We start from the raw sequence: 18249 nt of genomic DNA on the forward strand, positions 1-18249 counted from the left end.
GCCATGCAGTTCACCCGTCGCAGAGTGCTTGGCATGGGCGCCCTGGGCGCCGCCGCCGGGCTGTTCGGGCTCACCGCCTGCAGTGCCAGCGCCCCGGCTGCCCCGGCGCCCTCGCGCCGCTTTGAAGTGATGCGCACCGACGCGCAATGGCGCGAGCAGCTCACCCCTGCGCAGTATTCGGTACTGCGCCGGCAGAGCACCGAGCGTCCGTTCAGCAGCCCGCTCAACAAGGAACACCGGCGCGGTACGTTCGCCTGTGCCGGGTGCGGGCTGGAGCTGTTCTCCTCCTCCACCAAGTTCGACAGCGGTACCGGCTGGCCGAGCTTCTGGGCGCCGCTGCACAACGCGGTGGCCGAAGACCGCGATACCACGCTGGGCATGTTGCGGGTGGAGGCGCACTGCCGCCGTTGCGGCGGGCACCTGGGCCATGTGTTCGACGACGGCCCGCGCCCGACCGGGTTGCGGTACTGCATGAACGGCGTGGCGATGAACTTCGTCGCGGCTGATGAAGAAGCGCGCGTGCGGATTCCGAACCGGACGTAGCGCCGGGGATTCGCGATCCATCCGTTTACAAGGACTCAATGATGATCCTGCTTGTACTGGCCTATCTTGGCGGCGTTTTGACCATCCTCAGCCCGTGCATCCTGCCGGTGCTGCCGTTCGTGTTCGCGCGCTCGGACCGTCCGTTCCTGCGCAGCGGGCTGCCACTGCTGGTCGGCATGGCGCTGATGTTCGCGGTGGTGGCCAGCCTGGCGGCCGTGGGCAGCCAGTGGGTGGCGCAGGCCAACCAGGTGGGGCGCTGGATCGCCCTGGTGGTGATGGCACTGTTCGCCATCGCACTGCTGTGGCCGGCGCTGGCCGACCGGATGCTGTCCCCGTTCCAGCGACTGGGCGCGCGGCTCAGCGCGTCGGCCGACAAGGCCAGCGATGCCGGGCGTGGCGGGGTCGGCACCTCGCTGCTGATCGGCGTGGCCACCGGCCTGCTGTGGGCGCCCTGCGCCGGACCGATCCTCGGGCTGATCCTGACCGGCGCGGCGCTGCAGGGCGCCAGCGTGGGCACCAGCGGCCTGCTGCTCGCTTATGCACTGGGCGCAGCGACCTCCCTGGCGCTGGCGATCTGGATCGGCGGGCGGGTGTTCACGGCGCTCAAGCAGCGTCTGGGCGTCGGTGAATGGATCCGCCGTGGACTCGGCGTGGCCGCGCTGTTGGCGGTGGTCGCAATTGCGATGGGCTGGGATACCGGCGTGCTGACCCGTCTTTCCACGGTCAGCACCGCAAAGCTGGAGCAGGGCCTGCTCGATACCCTGCCCGGCCAGACCCCGCAGGCCGGCCAGGCGATGATGATGCGCGCGGCCGATCCCGGTGCGCCGTTGCCGGTGGAAGGCACCCTGCCTTCGCTTGCCGGTGCCACCGGCTGGCTCAACAGCCCGCCGCTGACTGCCGAAGGGCTGCGCGGCAAGGTGGTGCTGGTCGATTTCTGGACCTACTCCTGCATCAACTGCCTGCGCGCCCTGCCCTACGTGCGCGAGTGGGAACAGCGCTACCGCGACCAGGGCCTGGTGGTGATCGGCGTGCACGCGCCGGAGTTCGCCTTTGAACGCAACCTGCGCAACGTGATGGGCGCAGTGGACGAGCTGAAGATCACCTACCCGGTGGCGATCGACAACGATTTCGCGATCTGGCGCGGCTTCAACAACCGCTACTGGCCGGCGCATTACTTCATCGACGGCAAGGGCCAGATCCGCGCGCACCATTTCGGCGAAGGCAATTACAAACAGTCCGAACAGATCATCCGGCAGCTGCTGCGCGAGAACGGTGCGCCCCTGCCCGACGAACCGGCGCAGGCAATGGCCATGGCGGCCGCATCCCCGCGCGAAGGCGTGGAGCGCCAGGCCGATATGCGCAACCTGAAATCGCCGGAGACCTACCTGGGCCATGGCCGTGCGGAGAATTTCGCCTCGCCGGGTGGCCAGCGCAACGACCAGGCCGCGGATTACACCGTGCCGACGTCGCTGGCCCTGAACCAGTGGGCACTGGCCGGGAACTGGACGGTGGGCGACGAGGACGCGCAGCTGCAGCGCGCCGGCGGCCGCATCGCGTTCCGCTTCCACGCGCGTGACCTGCACCTGGTGCTGGCCCCGGGTGCGGATGGCAAGCCGGTGCAATTCCGCGTGCGCCTGGATGGTCACGCACCCGGCGCGGCTGCCGGTGGCGACAGCAGTGCCGATGGCAGCGGCGTGGTGAAGGAACACCGCCTGTACCAGTTGATCCGCCAGGACGGCGATGTCGGCGAACGCACGTTCGAGATCGAATTCCTTGACCCCGGCGTGCACGCCTACGCCTTCACCTTCGGTTGAACCGGGAGAGACCCATGCGACTTTCCGTAGACAAACTGGTAGCCGGTGGTATCGCCGCCGTGATCGCCGCACTCACGGTCACCGCCGTGCTGAGCCTGGACCGTCCCGCGTATGCCGCGGGCGCCGAAAAGGTGGTCGCGGTGCCGGCACCGAGTGGCGCGGCGGATCTGAAGCTGCCGGGCAAACGCGCGCAGGTGGTGTTCGCCGGGGGCTGCTTCTGGGGCGTGCAGGGCGTGTTCCAGCACATCAAGGGCGTGGACAACGCGGTGTCCGGTTACATCGGCGGCAGCCGGGCCGATGCCAACTATGCGCGGGTCAGCGGCGGTGGCACCGGCCATGCCGAAGCGGTACAGGTGACTTACGACCCCAGCCAGGTCAGCTATGGCCAGTTGATGCAGGTGTTCTTCTCGGTGGTGCACGACCCGACCCAGCTCAACCGCCAGGGCCCGGACCGCGGCACCCAGTACCGCTCGGCGGTGTATGCCGACGATGCCGCGCAGCGCGATGCCACCAAGGCCTACATCGCGCAGCTGCAGCAGGCACGTGCGTATGCGGCGCCGGTGGTGACCACGGTCGATGGCGGCAAGCCGTTCCAGGCCGCCGAGGGCTACCACCAGAACTACCTCACCCTGCACCCGGAGTCGCTGTACATCCGCATCAACGACCAGCCCAAGGTGGCGGCATTGCAGCGCATGTACCCGCAGCTGTACCGCGAGAAGCCACGGCTGGTGTCGACGCTGTCGGCGCGCTGAGCGCGCCGCCACGTCAGCCCAGCAGGTGCCTCGCCAGCTGCGCCGGGTCCGCGCCCGGCGCGTACGGCAGGCGCCCCCAGAACGGCAGCGGCAGGCGTGCGCGCAGCAGGCCTACGTTGTCGTCGATGCACTCCATCTGCGGGTCGACCTCGTTGGCGATCCAGCCGATGCAGGACGCGCCGCTGGCGGCGATGGCCTGCGCGGTCAGCCGCGCGTGGTTCAGGCAGCCCAGGCGCAGGCCCACCACCATCACCACCGGCAGCTGCAACGCGTGCACCAGGTGCGACTGGTCCAGCGTGGTCGACAGCGGCGCCAGCCAGCCGCCCACGCCTTCCACCACCACCGTATCGGCCTGGGCGCGCAGCCGGGCGAAGGCGGCCTCGATCGGCGCCAGCGACAGGCTCACCCCGGCTGCAGCGGCAGCCAGCTCGGGCGCCAGTGGCAGCGGGAGCGCGTACGGGTTGAGGTCGGCGTAGTCCGGGGTGGGCTGGCTGGCGGCCAGAAGCGCGGTGGCGTCTTCGTTGCGCAGGCCCTCCGGGGTCAGCTCACAGCCACTGGCGACCGGCTTCATGCCCACCGCACGGTGGCCGCGCTGGCGCAGGGCGTGCAGCAGGGCACAGCTGCTGAAGGTCTTGCCGATGCCGGTATCGGTGCCGGTGACGTAAAAGGCAGGCGGGAGCGCGGACGGGGACATGGCCGGACCGATGAACAGGGGCCTGCATTATCACGGCACCGCAGCGTTTCGCGACCAGGCGGTCCGGTGCCGGGCCCCGCTTGCTAGACTGCGGCCATGTTCGATACCTCCACGCTCACCGGCAGCAAGCCGGAACAGTACGGCCAGCTGCTGGCCCAGGCCCGCGCCCTGGTGCACGGCGAACGCGACCGCATCGCCAATGCCGCCAACCTGTCCGCGCTGGTCTACCACGCCCTGCCGCAGCTGAACTGGGTGGGCTTCTACCTGTACGACGGCACCGAACTGGTGGTCGGCCCGTTCCAGGGCCTGCCGGCCTGCGTGCGCATTCCGCTCGACAAGGGCGTGTGCGGCGCCGCCGCCACGCAGCGCGTGACCCAGCGCATCGAGGACGTGGACGCGTTTCCGGGCCACATCGCCTGCGATTCGGCGTCGCGGTCGGAACTGGTGGTGCCGCTGGTCAAGGGCGACACCCTGATCGGCGTGTTCGACCTGGACAGCCCGGTGCTGTCGCGCTTCGATGCGGACGACCAGGCGGGCCTGGAGGCGATTGCCGCGGTATTCGTCGAGGCGCTGGGATGAGCGTCAAGCTGCGTAACATCGGCCCCAAGAGTGCAGCCTGGCTGCGCCAGGTCGGTCTGCGCACCGCCGAGGACCTGGCCGCGACCGGTGCGGTGGGCGCGTTCGTAAAAGTGCGCCGCGCGGGGTTCAAGCCCAGCCTCAACCTGCTGTATTCGCTGGAGGGGGCGCTGCAGGACTGCCACTGGCAGGAATTGCCGGAAGCGCGGCGTACTGCACTGGTCGCCGAGTACGAGGCGATTATTGCCGACAACCCGTTGAAGAAGGCGCCGCCGGCATCCGGGCCGGTGTATGAGCGGACCGTGGTCAGTGATGACGATGGGGATGATGCGTCGTTTGCTGGTGGGGACGACGAACGGGTTTGACGGTACGTGGGACACGCGTGGCGTGTCGCTACGCGGATTGCTCCAGTTCCAACAGTTCGCCCCAGAGTTCGTCGCCTTCGCGTTCGATGCGCAGCCGCACGCGCGTGCCGTGGTCGATGCGCAGCGCCCAGCACATCGCCATCGGCAGGCCACACACCTGCAAAAGCACCATGCGCAGCGGGCCGCCATGGCTGACCACCACGGTCGGTACGGCATCGGGTTCGTCGAGCAGGCGGTGCAGCGCACGCGCGATGCGGCGCTCGAAATGGCCCCAGCTTTCACCATGCGGCGGCGGGTTGGCATGCGGGTCCAGATGGAAGGCCGACAGCGCCTGCATCGGCAGTGCGTCCAGCGGTTGACCGTCCCAGTCGCCGAAATCCAGCTCTTCCCATTCCTCGTCAGGCTCCACGTCCAGGCCACGCGGCAGTGCCAGCGCCTCGGCGGTACCCACGGCACGCTGGCGCGGCGAGCACAGCACACGCTCCCAGGCCAGGTCGGCATAGCGCGTGCACAGCGCCTCGGTGCTGCCAGCTTCCAGCGCCGGATCGGTGCGTCCATCCAGGTGGTCGTCACGACCGGTGGCGGCGTGCCGGATCAGGTCCAGGATCATTGGTGCGGCAACCCGTGCAAAAAGCGAGGCGCATTCTAACCGGTCGCGCCACTGCACTGGGCCGGGCGCGAAGGTTTGCTCTACACTGCGCGCACTTTCAGGTGACCTGCGGCGCATGCCGGCAGGTTGAAACGGGAAGCCGGTGACGCAACAGGTCCTGCCTGCCGCCACTCCGGCGCTGCCCCCGCAACGGTAAGCGTGGAACACCAGGCAATACGCCACTGTGCTCATGCATGGGAAGGCGCCTGGTGCGATGGTCCGCCATCGGCCCGCAAGCCCGGAGACCGGCCTGGAAGACGACTGGTTGCGATGCGGCGGGCATGGCGGCGGCAAGCGGTGCCGTGCGCGCTGCCCACCGTCGCGTGTCTTCCGTTGACCACCGCCCCCAATCTTGCCGCGCGGGCGTGCGCGGTGCATGGAGTCAACGATGAAGCTGCAGATCCAAACGCTTTCCCTTGCCGTGCTCGCGGCATTGCCGCTGCTCGCCGCCGCACAGGACGATGCCGCCGCGCTGGACCCGATCCTGGTCACCGCCACCCGCACCCCGATCGCCCTGCACGACAGCATCTCGCCGGCGCAGGTGATCGACCGCGCCGAAATCGAGCGCAGCCAGGCGCCTTCGCTGCAGGACCTGCTGCGCGGCCGTGCCGGCATCAACCTCAACAACAGCGGCGGGCTGGGCAAGCAGAGCTCGCTGTTCCTGCGCGGGACCAACTCGGCCCACACCCTGGTGCTGGTCGACGGCGTGCGCATCAACACCGGCGACCTGGGCCTGGCCATGCTGCAGGACCTGCCGCTGGCGCAGATCGAACGCGTGGAGATCGTGCGCGGCCCGCAGTCCAGCCTGTACGGTGCGGACGCCATCGGTGGCGTGATCCAGATCTTCACCCGCCGCAACGCCGGCGACTTCGCCCCACACCTGCAGCTGGGCGGTGGCAGCAACGGCCTGCGTGAAGCCAGTGGCGGCTTCGGCGGCACCGGCGCGCGCGGCTGGTTCGGCACCGACATCGCCTACCAGCACACCGACGGCATCAACGCCTGCCGTGGCGACGCGGCCACCTTCGCCGGCTGCGGCGCGGACGAACCCGACCGTGATGGCTACCGCAACCTGTCGATGAGCCTGCGCGGTGGGTACTCGCTGACCGACACGCTGCAGGTGGAAGGCACCGCGCTGCGCGCCGAAGGCGAGAACCACTACGACGGGTACTACAACTATTCGGAAACGCTGCAGCAGGTACTCGGCGGCAAGGTCCGCTACACCCCGAGCGAGCGCTTCACCCTGACCGCCAACGTCGGCCGCGCCGACAACGAGTCGGACAACTACAACGACAGCACCTGGCTGGGCGCGGCGCAGACCCATCGCGACAGCGCTTCGGTGCAGGCCGATGTGGGCATCGCCGAAGGCCAGCTGCTCAGCGCCGGCGTGGACTGGAGCCAGGACAACCTGGACGGCAGCAGCGCGGGTTATCTGGTCGACAGCCGCGACAACACCGGCGTGTTCGTGCAGTACCAGGCCCGCTTCGGCGCGCACCAGCTGCAGGCCAGCCTGCGCAACGACGACAACGAGCAGTTCGGCAACCACACCACCGGCAGCCTGGGCTGGGGCATGGACCTGGCGCGCGGCTTCCGTTTGAACGCGAGCTACGGCACCGCGTTCAAGGCGCCGACCTTCAGCGACCTGTATGACCCGTGGAGCGGTGTGCCGGGGCTGGACCCGGAGAAGTCGAAGAGCGCCAACCTCGGCATTGCCCAGCAGGGCGCCGGATGGCGTTGGGGGCTGGATGTGTATGAGACCCGCATCGACGACCTGATCACCTACGACGCCACCACCTTCATGATGTCGCAGGTGGAAAAGGCGCGTATTCGCGGCGCCGAGCTGACCGGCTTCATCACCTTGGCCGGCTTCGATTTCAACGCCCAGCTCAGCCACACCGACCCGCGCAACCGCACCGACGGCAGCGCGCAGTTCGACAACTGGCTGGCGCGTCGCGCACAGGACACCGCGCGGCTGGATATCGACCGCAGCTTCGGCGGCTTCCGCGCCGGTGTGACCGCGACCGGGTCGGGCAAGCGCTATGACAACGCCGACAACACGGTGCGCCTGGCCGGATACGGAACGGTGGACCTGCGCCTGGAATACGCGATCAGCCGCGACTGGTCGGTGCTGGGTCGGGTGAGCAACGTGTTCGACCGTGAGTACGAGACGGTGGCGTGGTTCAACCAGCCGGGCCGTGAGTATCGGTTGAGCGTGCGGTACCAGCCGAAGTAAGGCGGTTCGCAATGGCCGGCATCGTGAGGTGCCGGCCAGAGGCCGGCACTACGTCAAGCGAAGCAGTTCCTGCAGGTTGTCCATCACCGCTACTGCTTCAACATTTTCCAGGTCCAGGCCGCGCGGGTAGCCGTAGCGCACCAGTGCGACAGGCATGCGCGCATCGACGGCCGCGCGGTAATCGGTGATCGAATCGCCGACCATCAGCGCCGCTTCGGGCGCAACGTCGAAGGCGGCCGCGATGTGCCGCAGCGGCTCGCCACTGGGCTTGCGCTCGGGCAGCGAGTCCCCGCCGAGCACCTTCGCGAAAAAGTCCTGCACGCCCAGGTGCGCGAGCAGCGGGCCGACCATGGCCACGGGTTTGTTGGTGCAGATCGCCAGCGGAACGTTGCGCGCCTGCAGTGCCTGCAACGCCGGCACCACCCCGTCGAACAGGCGCGGGCTGCGCAGCAGGCAGGCTTCGTAGTGGCGCATGAAACCGGGCATGACCTTCGCAAGGTCGATATCGCTGTGGGCGGCAGTGAAGGCCTGTTCCACCAGACGGCGCACGCCGTCGCCGATCCAGGTGAGCACAGTTGCTTCAGGCACGCGGGGCAGCTGCCAGTCTTCCAGTGTGCGGTTGAGCGCTTCGGCGATATCGGCGGCGCTGTCGACGAGCGTGCCATCGAGGTCGAAGATGACCAGCGGATAGGGATAGGACACGGGGGAGCCTTGCGTGGGGAACATGCATTGTAAGTGCGCACCCGTGCAACGAATCGGTCCATCGCGGGGGGTGTTTCACTGAACGTCGAGGCATAAGCTGGCCTTCCCCCCCCTACGGACGTCGCCCCATGAAGATCGCTCTCGTCGGTGCCACCGGCAACATCGGCCGTGAAATCACCCGCCAGGCCTTGGCTCGTGGCCATCAGGTCACCGCCATCGTGCGCCGTAAGACGGACCTGCCCAGCGAGCTGGACGGCGCCCAGTTGGCCGTGGCCGCGCTGGACGACACCGACGCCCTTGCAGCCGCCATCGCCGGCCACGATGTGCTGGCCAGCGCGTTCGGTCCGCGCCCGGGGGACGACCCGTCCAGCGTCACCACGGTGACCGCGGAACTGGTCAAGGCCGCCCGCCAAGCCGGCGTGCCGCGCTTCCTGATGGTCGGCGGCGCCGGCACCCTGGAAGTGGCGCCGGGCGTGCAGTTGGTAGACACCGAGGGCTTCCCGGACGCGTACAAGCCGGTGGCGCTGGCCGCGCGCGAAGCGTTCAACCTGCTGCAGAAGGTGGATGACCTGGATTGGACGTTCTATTCGCCGGCCGCCGAAATCGGCCCGGGGCCGCAGAAGGGCGGCTTCCGCACGCAGGCAAAACAGTTCCTGGTCGGCGCCGACGGGCACAGCCGGATCAGCTACGCCGATTACGCTGATGCGTTCGTCAGCGAGATCGAGTCGCCGCAGTATGTGAAGCAGGTGGCGACCGTGGCGTATTGAGGTCGGTGGGGCAACGTGCGGATTCGATTGGGGGTCATGCCCTACCGCGCGTTGCCCTGCCACCGGCGGTCGATTGGGATGCGACCCTACCGGGGATATCCCGCCGCGTCCGAACGACTCCGCTCGCCTGCAACGCCCGGCAAACTCTGGCGGTAGGGTCGCATCCCGATCGACCGCCGATAACGGTGATCACACCGGCGAAGGCATGACCCCGAATCGCAGCAGCACCGCCCCGCCACGCACGCCAGCGCTCACCCGTTAAGCGGATCAAACAACCCCAGCTGCATCACGCCTTCACGCTCGCGGAACCCACCCAACCCAACGCCCACCAGCCGATAGCGCGTCTCCGCCGGCAGATCCACCCGCGCGCGCAGTGCCAGCGCGATATCGCGCAGTTCCTCCAGCGTCTCCGGCGGCGACTCCGGCGTGAAGCTGCGGGTGATGATGCGGAACTGCGACGTCTTCAACTTCAGCACTACGGTGTGCCCCACCCGGTCGGTTTTGCGGGTGGCCTGCCAGGTCTTCCCCGCCAGCTCCACGATCGCCGGCTCCAGCGCCTCCAGCGGCAGATCCTCGGCGAAGGTGTCCTCGGAGGAGATCGACTGCACCTGCTGGTCCGGCTCCACCGGCCGCTCGTCGATCCCCCGCGCACGCCGGTACAGGCTGCCACCGTAACTGCCGAAGCGCGCTTCCAGCAGCTCCAGCGGCAGCGCGCGCAGGTCGCCCACGGTGACGATGCCGAGCTCGGCCAGCTTGCCCTCCATCACTTTGCCCACGCCCGGCACGCGCTTCACCGGCAGCGGCGTGAGGAACTGTTCGATCCGGTGCGGTGGCACCACGAACTGGCCATCCGGCTTGCGCCAGTCCGAGGCGATCTTCGCCAGGAACTTGTTCGGCGCGATGCCCGCCGATGCGGTCAGCTGGGTTTCCTCACGGATCTGCGCGCGGATCTGCTGGGCGATCTCGGTGGCCACGGTCATGCCGCCCTTGTGCACCGTCACGTCCAGGTAGGCCTCGTCCAGCGACAGCGGCTCCACCAGGTCGGTGTGGCGCAGGAAGATCTCGCGCACCTGGCGCGATACCGCCTTGTAGCGCACGAAATCGGGCGGCACGAACACCGCGTCCGGGCAGAGCCGTTCCGCGCGCAGCGCCGGCATCGCCGAGCGGATCCCGAACACGCGCGCCTCGTAGGACGCCGCGCAGACCACCGAGCGCGCACCCTTCCACGCCACCACCACCGGCTTGCCGCGCAGCGACGGATCGTCGCGCTGCTCCACCGACGCGTAGAACGCGTCCATGTCGACGTGGATGATCTTGCGTTGTGCGGACACGGCGGTGGCTCAGGGCCTGGGGCGGAAGTAGAGATATGAACAGATTACAGCCACACGCCTGAGTATGGTCTTTTCATAACAACAACATGCGTTTTTCAAGCTGAAAACACTACGCCGGCGTACGGTTAAAACGTTTGATTGAATGAAAAATACGCTGCACTCTTGGGCACTTTCATTGGCAACAATCCGCCGCCTCCGGGCCGGCGCCACTCGATGTCACCTTCCTCAGGATTGCGTTTTCCATGACTCGTCTCCACGCGTTCTCGCGCGAACAGCTGCTGGCCAGTGCCCGTGGCGAACTGTTCGGGCCGGGCAGCGGTCGCCTGCCCAACGATCCGATGCTGATGTTCGACCGCATCACCGACATCCGCGATGAAGGCGGTCCACACGGCAAGGGCTACGTGCGTGCTGAGCTGGATATCCGCCCCGACCTGTGGTTCTTCGGCTGCCATTTCATCGGCGACCCGGTGATGCCGGGCTGCCTGGGCCTGGACGCGATGTGGCAGCTCACCGGCTTCTACCTCACCTGGCTGGGCGCGCCCGGCCGTGGTCGCGCACTGGGCAGCGGTGAAGTGAAGTTCACCGGCCAGGTGCTGCCGGAAGCCAAGCTTGTCACCTACGAAATCGACATCACCCGCGTCATCAACCGCAAGCTGGTCATGGCGCAGTCCGATGCGCGCATGCTGGTCGATGGCCGCGAAATCTATACCGCAAAGGACCTCCGCGTAGGTCTGTTCACTTCTACCGAGAACTTCTGATGCGTCGCGTCGTCATTACCGGAATGGGCATCACTTCGTGCCTGGGCAACGATCTGGACACGGTGTCCTCTGCACTGCGTGAGGGCCGTCCCGGCATCCGCAGCCTGCCCGACCACGCCGAAGCCGGCCTGCGCAGCCACGTGGGCGGCAACATCGAGCTGGACCTGGACGCGCAGATCGATCGCAAGCTGAAGCGTTTCATGAGCGATGCCTCTGCCTACGCCTACATCGCCATGCGCGACGCCATCGCCGACGCCGGCCTGGAGGAGTCGCAGGTGGTGAATCCGCGCACCGGCCTGATTGCCGGTTCCGGCGGCGGCTCCAGCCAGTGGCAGGTGGAATCGGCCGACATCCTGCGCGCGCGTGGCGTGCGCAAGGTGGGTCCGTACATGGTGCCGCGCACGATGTGCTCGACCGTGTCGGCATGCCTGGCGACCGCATTCCAGATCAAGGGCCTGAGCTATTCGCTGTCTGCCGCGTGCGCGACCTCGGCGCATTGCATCGGCGCGGCGGCGGACCTTATCCGCCACGGTGCGCAGGACGTGATGTTTGCTGGTGGCGGTGAAGACCTGCACTGGTCGATGAGCGTGATGTTCGATGCGATGGGCGCGCTGTCCACCCGTTTCAACGACACCCCGGCCACCGCGTCGCGTCCGTACGACAAGGACCGCGACGGCTTCGTCATTGCCGGTGGCGGCGGCATGCTGGTGCTGGAAGATTACGACCACGCGGTGGCGCGTGGTGCACGCATCTACGCCGAACTGATCGGCTACGGCGTGACCTCCGACGGTGCCGACATGGTTGCCCCGTCCGGTGAGGGCGCGGTGCGCTGCATGCACATGGCGATGAAGGACGTGAGCGGCCCGATCGACTACCTCAACACGCACGGCACCTCGACCCCGCTGGGCGATGTCACCGAGTTGAAGGCAGTGCGCGAAGTGTTCGGCGAATCGATCCCGCCGCTGTCCTCGACCAAGGCGCTGTCGGGACACTCGCTGGGCGCAGCGAGCGTGCATGAAGCGATCTACTGCCTGCTGATGATGCGCGACGGCTTCATGGCTGGTTCGGCCAACATCGGTGAACTGGACCCGGCGGTGGAAGGGTTCCCGATCGTGCGCGAGAGCCAGGACGTGCAGCTGAACACGGTGATGTCCAACAGCTTTGGGTTTGGTGGCACCAACGCAGCGCTGGTGTTTGGCCGGGTGTAACGGCCGCTATTCCGCGTGAACAGAAAACCCGGCCACGTGCCGGGTTTTTTGTGTCTTCGTTTCAAGGTCATGCCCCAATGCACCGATCACCATCACGTGCGGTCGATCGGGATGCGACCCTACCGGGGTACGTGCATCGATGGTTCGTAAGGGGTCTCAGCGAGGCAACAGCGGCAGCAGCAATGCGTGGGCGTCGTGCAGGGAATCGACTATGCGGTGACCGAGCGCGCGCAGCGCTTCGTCCGGGTGAACCAGGTCGGGCACCTGGATCGCGGTCATGCCGGCGGCGACTGCGGCGCGGGTGCCGGCCGGGGAGTCTTCCAGCGCGAGGCAGCGTGACGGGTCCTTGCCCAGCTTCTGCGCGGCGAGCAGGTAGATGTCCGGCGCCGGTTTGGGGTGGGACACCTGGTCGCTGGTGACCACGTGATCGAAGTACGGCAGCAAACCAGCCGCGGCCAGCTTGCGCGACGCGCGCGGCTGCCGGGTGCTGGTGGCCACCGCGCGCGGAATGCCATGCGCCTGCAGCAGCTGCAGGAGTTCCATGATGCCCGGGCGCAGCGGCAGGCCCTGCTGGGTGCGCGCTTCGTACAGGTCGTGGCACCGCGCGTACAACGCGGCCACCTGGTCGGCGTTGACGTGCTGCAGCAGCAGCTGTTCGCAATCGCGGTCGCCCAGCCCGACCAGCCCCAGCCAGAAGTCATCTGCAAACGGCAGTTGCAGCTCGCGTGCGGCCTGCGACCAGCAGGCGATGGATACCCGCTCGCTGTCGATCATCAGGCCATCCATGTCGAAGATGACCGCCTCGGGCAGGAACGGCAGCGCAGCGATCACGGTCATGGCACGTTGAACAGGGTTTCCAGGTCGGCGGCGTCCAGCACGCGCCATTCGCCTTCCGGCAGGTCGCCCAGCGACAGCCCGCCAATGCGACTGCGGTGCAGCGCCTGCACGTGGTTGCCCACGGCAGCGAACATGCGCCGTGCCTGGTGGTAACGGCCTTCGTGCAGTACCAGTTCGGCCTCGCGCGGCGAGCGCACGTGCAGTTCGGCCGGCAGCAGCGGCTTGTCGTCCGACTCCAGCATCAGGCCGCCGCTGGCGAAGCGCGCGGCTTCGTCGCCGTGCAGGTCCTGCGCCAGGGTCACCTGGTAGGCCTTGTCCAGGCGCGACTTGGGCGAGACGATCCGGTGCAGCAGCGCGCCGTCGTCGGTCATCAACAGCATGCCGCTGGTGTCCCGGTCCAACCGGCCCACCGAGGACAACAGCGGTGAGCGCTCGCGGTAGCGCGGCGGCACCAGGTCGTAGATCAACCGGCCCTTGTCCTTGGTCGAACAGGTGTAGTCGCGGGGCTTGTGCAGCATCAGGGTCAGCCCCGCCGGCGGGTCCAGCGGTTCGCCTTCAACCCGGATCGCGGCGTGTTCCACCTGGTCGTCGGCATACAGCACCTCGCCGTCGGCGTCGGTGACCAGGCCTTCGCGGAACATCAGCTGGACCTGCTTGCGACTGCCGTAGCCGAGGTTGGCCAGCAGCTTGACCAGTTTCATGCGCGCTTCCCGTTGCGAGCCGGGCCGGCCTTTGCCTTGGTCGCCTCGATCAGCTTGAAGCCATCGCGCTCGGCGGCGACGCGAACGTCGCCGAAGCTCTCATTGAGGATCTGCTCGTACGGCAGGTGGCGGTTCGCCACCAGCCACATCCGCCCGCCCGGGCGCAGCGCTTCGGCAGCCACGGCAATGAAGCGACGGCCGATGTCCGGGCGGTCGCCGCGCGAGGGGGTGTGGAACGGCGGGTTGGTCACGATGAAGTCGTACTGGCCCTGCACGCCGGCGGTGACGTCGTGCCAGTGGAAGCAGAGCTTGGCCGGCGAGGCCAGCTTTTCCAGGTTCACTTTGGCCAGCGCCAGCGCGCGGCCTTCGGCCTCGAACAGGTCCAGCCCGGTCACCTGCGGGCAGCGCTGCAGCACCTCGGTGGAGAGGTAGCCATACCCGGCGCCGAGGTCGGCACCGCGCCCGGCCAGGTCGGCCGGCAGCTGCTCCACCAGCAGGGCGGAGGCCGGATCGATCCGATCCCAGGCAAAGATGCCGGGACGGCTCTGGAAGCGGCCGCCGAGGATCGCGCGCGGGGCGTCCAACGCGGCCCAGCGCTGCGCCAGCGCGGCGTCGTGCTGGCCGTTGAGCGGCGCGGTCCAGTACACCCGGCAGTGGTTCTTGGTCATCTTGACGCCCAGCCCGGCCAGCTGCTGCAGGTCGCCCTCGCCGGAGCGCGCGCCTTCGTTGTTGTGCTGGCAGGCCACCACGATGCCGCCCGGGGCCGCCAGGGCCAGGGCCCGGGCGAACAGCGCGCGGGCTTCCTCGCGCTGGCGCGGCGGCAGCACCAGCACCACTGCGTAGCGGGTGGCGTCTTCGCCCAGCTGCTGCTCGTCGCGCACGGTCCAGCCGCTGGCTTCCAGTGCGTCGGCGAACGGGCGGAAGCTCTGTTCGCAGACCAGCTGGCCCGGCTGCGCGCGTTCACGCAGCGGCCAACCGTCGCGGGCGCGCAGGAACAGCACCGGGCCGGCCGGCCACGTGAGCGCGCCGCCGAAGGGCAGGAACAGGGTTTCCAGGGGAGCGTCGTGCTGGGCAGCCATGCGGGGGCAGATCTTGAAAAGTGACCGCCATTCTACCGTTTCGCCCGATCCGCCTCGTTCCTGACGCGATTTGCGTTTATTCAACGCTGTCTTGATGCCACCGCAACATGCCCTCGGTCAGGGTGAAGGCTCACTTGCAACGGAGGTAGCTCATGCGCGCATTGTTCGTCGGTGGCGTGGTCGACAACAGCGAAATGGACCTGGAAGGCGCACAGCCGCCGGTGCATTACCCCGAAGACACCGGCGGCGGGCATTCCCGTTACCGGCTGCACCAAGTCGGCAAGCAGGCCGACGGCGCAGTGGCCTACGCGGTGTATGGCGCACCGGACATGGCCGATGACGAGGTATCCCGGATCGCGGATGAACGCGCCTATGCGCGCCGGTTCGAGGCTACACCCGAGGTTTTCGAACACTGAGGTAGTGCCGGGCCCTGCCCGGCAGGCCCCCGTAAGCCGGGCACCCCCGGCGTTACGGGTGCGGCGGCAGTTCGCGGACCGACTGGATCTGGTCCAGCCACACCAGGTGCTGCTGGGCCGGGTCGTTCAGGTCATCCAGGCGAAGTTCGCCGTTGGTGCCCTCGTTCTCGTCCGCGTCGCGGTACTGCTGCACGGTGGGCTGTACTGCAACCGTGCCGGACACGCGGGTGCCGTCCTTCAGCGCCACTTCGACCTGGGTCTGGCCCTTGAGCTGGGGAAGCAGGGCTTCCAGCGCGGCGATGTCGGCCTGGTGGGTGTGGATGGTGGGGGCGTAACGGGACATATCGAATCCTTTGAGGTTGCAGCCACGCAGGGCGTGGCTCTACCGGTACATCACGCGCCGTGCTGGCGGTTGGCTGCGAGCACGGTGCGTACTGCTGACACCAGCTGGGCGACCGAATAGGGTTTGGCCACGTGTTCCTGGAAGCCCGATGCGAGCGCGCGCTTGCGATCGTCAGCGCGGGCCAGAGCGGTCACCGCCACGATCGGCAGCGCGGCTGCATCCAGCCCGAACTCGCCGCGCAGGGCGGCGGTCAGACCGTAGCCGTCCATGCCGGGCATACCAATGTCGGTCAGCAGTACGTCCACGTCTTCGTGGCCGCCGTCATCCAGCAGCGCGAGGGCCTCGGCCGCCGAGGCCACCGCAGTCACCTGTGCGCCCTGCTCCTCCAGCAACCGGCGCAGGTATTCGAGCACTTCCGGCTGGTCTTCCACCGCCAGCAGGCGAAGGCCCTTCAGCGGGTACGGTTCGATCAGTTGTTCGTGGATCGGTCCGCTGAACACCTCGCGCAATGGCCGGCCGTCGGCCTGCGGCTGGTAGCGCGGCAGCTGTACGGTGAATTCCGCGCCCAGGCCATGGCCTTCGCTGTTGGCCGCCACGGTGCCGCCATGCAGTTCCACCAGCTGCTGCACGATCGCCAGGCCCAACCCCAGGCCGCCATGGCGGCGGGTGGTGGTGCCATCGGCCTGGCGGAAGCGGCTGAACAGATGGCGCAGGAATTCCGGCGCGATGCCATCGCCGGAGTCGGCCACGCTGACCGTCCAATGCGCGCCGTCGGTAGACAGGGTGACCGTGACCGAGCCAGCGGCCGGGGTGAACTTGATCGCATTGCTGAGCAGGTTCCACAGCACCTGCTGCAGGCGGGTGCCATCGCCGAGCACCAGGGCCGGTTCGTCGGGCATCACCAGCTGCATGTCCAGCGCCTTGCCTTCGGCCACCAGCTCCTGGGCGCGCAGCGCCTCGGTGAGCTGCGCGCGCAGGTCCAGCACTTCCACTTCCAGCTGCACCTTGCCCAGCAGCATGCTGCTCAGGTCCAGCATGTCCGAGATCAGCCGCTTCTGCGCCATGGCGCTGTTGGCGATCACGCCCAGCCCCTTGTACAGCGGGCTGGTATCGTCCACCCGCTGCAGCAACAGCTCGCTCCAGCCCAGGATGGTGGTCAGCGGGGTGCGCAGCTCGTGCGACAGGGTGGCCAGGAACTCGTCCTTCAGGCGCGCCATGCTTTCGGCGGCGTTGCGGGCGGCGCGCTCGGACTGCAGCAGCTCTTCGCGCGCCATTTCGATCTCGCGACGCTCGGTCACGTCGGTGCTGCTGCCGGCCAGGCCGATGAAACGGCCCGCGCGCGAGAAGCGCGGCTTGGCGTTCATTTCAAGCCAGCGCCATTCGCCGTCGGCACGCAGCCCGCGCACCAGCACCTGCATCGAACGCTGCGCGCGCAGCGCCGCCTGCAGCTCGTAATCGAACACAGACACATCGTCGGGCTGCACCAGCCCACGCCACACATCTTCCGGCACGCGCTGTTCGTCGCCGCCGAAGAATTCGCTGAAGGCGCTGTTGACGAAGCGCGCATGGCCCAGTTCGTCCAGCACCCACACCGGCATCGGCAGGCCGTCAGCCAACGCGCTGAAGCGCGCTTCGCTCTCGGCCAGCTCCACTTCGATCTGCTTGCGGTTGGTGATGTCGAAGAACAGCACCGCCACCCGGCGCTCATGCGCTTCGCCGACCCGCATTGCTTCCACCGCATACCAGCGCCCCAGCGCGCGGGCTTCCAGCTCGAACTGTTGCGAGCGACCGCTTGTCGCGATCTGGCCATACACCCGGTACCACTCGGTTTCATGGCTGGGCTGCAGCTCGCTCATCAGCCGCCCGGAGGCTTCGCTCAGGCCGGTGTTGCGTTCGAAGGCGTCGTTCACCTCCAGGAAGCGGTAATCCACCCCGACGCCGTTCTCGATCATCACTTCGATGATGCAGAAGCCCGCACTCAGGCCCTCCAGCACCGTGCGGTGCAGGGACGGGTCGGACACTGGGGCCGGGTGCGGCGCACGTGTGAGGGTCGAGGCAGTCAGGCTGGACAAGGGCGTCAAGGAGGTAGCGGATGGCGCGGAGGGGCACAGCATCGTTCAGAGCGCGTATTCGTCGCGTCAAGTTACAGGATTCCCATGTTCCGGTGCGCTTATCCCATCGATCGCCGCGCACGGCTCCCCTGCACCATGGCAAACCCTAACTTGTTGATACAAAAGAACTTACGGAATTACCTTTAGCCTGGCTCGGCACGCCATATTAAAGGGCCATTGACGCCAACCCGCACTCCGACGCGCCTGTCCGCAATCCCGGCGGGGCCACCGTACGCAGTCACGAGTCGGGATTGCCTCTTATCCGACCATGGAGCCTGTGCTTCCATCGACCGCGCCTGTTACTCAGGCCAACGCGGAGGAGCCACGATGGCACGTCGCTATTTCATCGTAGTAGGGGATACCACGACGGGCG

General features: G+C 67.8%; 19 protein-coding genes and 1 riboswitch. Of the genes, 10 read left to right on the top strand and 9 right to left on the bottom strand.

Annotated elements, in window-relative coordinates:
• Positions 1-3 precede the first annotated feature (3 nt).
• The 3 genes from msrB to msrA are packed head-to-tail and all read left to right on the top strand — an operon-like array spanning position 4 to position 3109.
• Positions 4-543, top strand: a complete 540-nt coding sequence (gene msrB / locus RYM47_RS09430) for a peptide-methionine (R)-S-oxide reductase MsrB (protein WP_315387437.1) — start codon at positions 4-6, stop codon at positions 541-543.
• Between the two features lie 41 nt (positions 544-584).
• Positions 585-2357 carry a cytochrome c biogenesis protein DipZ gene (locus tag RYM47_RS09435; RefSeq protein WP_315387438.1) on the top strand — a complete coding sequence of 591 codons (1773 nt, stop codon included), beginning with the start codon at positions 585-587 and terminating at the stop codon, positions 2355-2357.
• Between the two features lie 14 nt (positions 2358-2371).
• Positions 2372-3109: a peptide-methionine (S)-S-oxide reductase MsrA gene (gene msrA, locus RYM47_RS09440; RefSeq protein ID WP_315387439.1), complete on the top strand. Its 738-nt coding sequence runs from the start codon at positions 2372-2374 to the stop codon at positions 3107-3109.
• A gap of 13 nt (positions 3110-3122) precedes the next feature.
• Here msrA and bioD read toward each other — a convergent pair whose 3' ends face one another.
• The gene (bioD, locus tag RYM47_RS09445) at positions 3123-3803 is read right to left on the bottom strand and encodes a dethiobiotin synthase (RefSeq protein ID WP_315387441.1); all 681 of its coding nucleotides are present in this window, start codon (positions 3801-3803) and stop codon (positions 3123-3125) included.
• A gap of 96 nt (positions 3804-3899) precedes the next feature.
• On the opposite strand from bioD, the gene RYM47_RS09450 reads away from it, so the two are divergent.
• Both RYM47_RS09450 and RYM47_RS09455 read left to right on the top strand, forming a co-directional pair.
• The gene (locus tag RYM47_RS09450) at positions 3900-4382 is read left to right on the top strand and encodes a GAF domain-containing protein (RefSeq protein WP_315387442.1); all 483 of its coding nucleotides are present in this window, start codon (positions 3900-3902) and stop codon (positions 4380-4382) included.
• Positions 4379-4744 (top strand): TfoX/Sxy family protein, encoded by a 366-nt coding sequence (locus tag RYM47_RS09455; protein ID WP_315387444.1) that lies wholly within the window; start codon positions 4379-4381, stop codon positions 4742-4744. The genes RYM47_RS09450 and RYM47_RS09455 overlap by 4 nt, the downstream gene beginning before the upstream one ends.
• 28 nt (positions 4745-4772) lie before the next feature.
• Here RYM47_RS09455 and RYM47_RS09460 read toward each other — a convergent pair whose 3' ends face one another.
• Positions 4773-5354 carry a histidine phosphatase family protein gene (locus RYM47_RS09460; RefSeq protein WP_315387446.1) on the bottom strand — a complete coding sequence of 194 codons (582 nt, stop codon included), beginning with the start codon at positions 5352-5354 and terminating at the stop codon, positions 4773-4775.
• Between the two features lie 82 nt (positions 5355-5436).
• A riboswitch (cobalamin riboswitch) is annotated at positions 5437-5662 on the top strand.
• Between the two features lie 119 nt (positions 5663-5781).
• On the opposite strand from RYM47_RS09460, the gene btuB reads away from it, so the two are divergent.
• Positions 5782-7623, top strand: coding sequence for a TonB-dependent vitamin B12 receptor (gene btuB / locus RYM47_RS09465; protein WP_315387448.1), 1842 nt, complete (start codon positions 5782-5784; stop codon positions 7621-7623).
• A 48-nt stretch (positions 7624-7671) separates the two neighbouring features.
• Here btuB and gph read toward each other — a convergent pair whose 3' ends face one another.
• Positions 7672-8325, bottom strand: a complete 654-nt coding sequence (gene gph / locus RYM47_RS09470; RefSeq protein ID WP_315387449.1) for a phosphoglycolate phosphatase — start codon at positions 8323-8325, stop codon at positions 7672-7674.
• 128 nt (positions 8326-8453) lie between these two features.
• Between gph and RYM47_RS09475 the strand changes: the two genes are divergently transcribed.
• Entirely contained in the window at positions 8454-9092 is a 639-nt protein-coding gene (locus RYM47_RS09475) for an NAD(P)H-binding protein (protein ID WP_315387450.1), read from the top strand.
• A 251-nt stretch (positions 9093-9343) separates the two neighbouring features.
• Here the strand turns inward: RYM47_RS09475 and dinB are convergent, their stop codons facing one another.
• Entirely contained in the window at positions 9344-10423 is a 1080-nt protein-coding gene (dinB, locus tag RYM47_RS09480; protein ID WP_315387452.1) for a DNA polymerase IV, read from the bottom strand.
• Positions 10424-10665: 242 nt separating this feature from the next.
• Here dinB and fabA point away from each other — a divergent pair, with 242 nt between their 5' ends.
• Complete coding sequence (fabA, locus tag RYM47_RS09485; RefSeq protein WP_315387453.1) at positions 10666-11181, top strand: 3-hydroxyacyl-[acyl-carrier-protein] dehydratase FabA; 516 nt, start codon at positions 10666-10668, stop codon at positions 11179-11181.
• Positions 11181-12389, top strand: coding sequence for a beta-ketoacyl-ACP synthase I (fabB, locus tag RYM47_RS09490; RefSeq protein WP_315387454.1), 1209 nt, complete (start codon positions 11181-11183; stop codon positions 12387-12389). The genes fabA and fabB overlap by 1 nt, the downstream gene beginning before the upstream one ends.
• 156 nt (positions 12390-12545) lie before the next feature.
• Here fabB and RYM47_RS09495 read toward each other — a convergent pair whose 3' ends face one another.
• The 3 genes from RYM47_RS09495 to RYM47_RS09505 are packed head-to-tail and all read right to left on the bottom strand — an operon-like array spanning position 12546 to position 15006.
• Positions 12546-13226 (bottom strand): HAD family phosphatase, encoded by a 681-nt coding sequence (locus tag RYM47_RS09495; protein WP_315387456.1) that lies wholly within the window; start codon positions 13224-13226, stop codon positions 12546-12548.
• Entirely contained in the window at positions 13223-13927 is a 705-nt protein-coding gene (locus RYM47_RS09500) for a pseudouridine synthase (RefSeq protein ID WP_315387457.1), read from the bottom strand. Before RYM47_RS09500 ends, RYM47_RS09495 begins: the two co-directional genes overlap by 4 nt.
• On the bottom strand, positions 13924-15006 hold the full coding sequence (locus tag RYM47_RS09505) for a class I SAM-dependent methyltransferase (protein ID WP_315387458.1): 1083 nt from the start codon (positions 15004-15006) through the stop codon (positions 13924-13926). The genes RYM47_RS09500 and RYM47_RS09505 overlap by 4 nt, the downstream gene beginning before the upstream one ends.
• 152 nt (positions 15007-15158) lie before the next feature.
• Between RYM47_RS09505 and RYM47_RS09510 the strand changes: the two genes are divergently transcribed.
• Complete coding sequence (locus RYM47_RS09510; protein WP_315387460.1) at positions 15159-15422, top strand: hypothetical protein; 264 nt, start codon at positions 15159-15161, stop codon at positions 15420-15422.
• A 52-nt stretch (positions 15423-15474) separates the two neighbouring features.
• On the opposite strand, the gene RYM47_RS09515 is transcribed toward RYM47_RS09510, so the two are convergent.
• Together RYM47_RS09515 and RYM47_RS09520 are read right to left on the bottom strand one after the other, a co-directional pair.
• Complete coding sequence (locus tag RYM47_RS09515; RefSeq protein WP_315387462.1) at positions 15475-15765, bottom strand: DUF3247 family protein; 291 nt, start codon at positions 15763-15765, stop codon at positions 15475-15477.
• Positions 15766-15815: 50 nt separating this feature from the next.
• Positions 15816-17879 carry an ATP-binding protein gene (locus RYM47_RS09520; protein ID WP_315387463.1) on the bottom strand — a complete coding sequence of 688 codons (2064 nt, stop codon included), beginning with the start codon at positions 17877-17879 and terminating at the stop codon, positions 15816-15818.
• Positions 17880-18249: the final 370 nt, after the last annotated feature.

Source organism: uncultured Stenotrophomonas sp. (assembly GCF_963519125.1).
Taxonomy (GTDB): domain Bacteria; phylum Pseudomonadota; class Gammaproteobacteria; order Xanthomonadales; family Xanthomonadaceae; genus Stenotrophomonas.